Below are 700 nucleotides of genomic sequence, written 5' to 3' on the forward strand. Positions count from 1 at the left end.
CGGTACGGGTTGGGCGACGGGATGTAGTGCTGCGTGGGCAGTGGCAGATCGAAGCCGCGGTGGAACACCGGCAGCGCGGTCAGCCCGGCACCGGTGGACGAGGAGCCGTGGTAGCCGCGCTCCAGCGCGATGAACTGCTTCTTCGACGGTTTGCCGATCGCGTTGTAGTACTGCACGATGAAGCGCACCGCGGCATCGACCGACTCGGAGCCGCCGAGCGTGAGKTACACGCGGGTCAGCGATGCGGGCGCGATCTGCACCAGCTTCTCGGCCAGGCGAATGGCCGGCTCGCTGCTGAAATGAAAGTAACCCGTGGCGTAGGGCAGCCGGCGCATCTGCTCGGCCGCGGCCTGCACCACGCTCTCTTGCCCATAGCCCACGTTCACGCACCAAAGGCCGGCGAAGGCGTCGAGCAGTTCGTGGCCGTTGGCATCGGTCAGCCACGCGCCGCGGCCCGAGGCGAGCACGGTCGGCCCGCGCTCTTCGTGCACGCGCCAGGGCGAGACGGGATGGATGAGGTGGGCGCGGTCGATGGCGTCGAGCGCGGCCTTGTTGGGCAATGCGGCGGGGTGTGTCATGTGGGGCAAAAGTTGGGCCTTTGGATGTCCCAAAGCTTAGGCCGCATGCCCCTCGTGCGGGTGCTGCATTGGGGGCCCTGTGCGAAGGCAGGCTGCGGTTGTACGCTTCGCCACAGCAGATC

General features: G+C 67.7%; 1 protein-coding gene. It reads right to left on the reverse strand.

The features are described 5' to 3' along the window. Positions 1–578: aminotransferase class III-fold pyridoxal phosphate-dependent enzyme (locus AC1DTN_RS37875; RefSeq protein ID WP_477925275.1), on the reverse strand; the 578-nt coding region annotated here is incomplete at its 3' end. Between the last annotated feature and the right edge of the window lie 122 nt (positions 579–700).

The sequence above is a fragment of the Rhizobium sp. 01T444 genome (assembly GCF_056398305.1).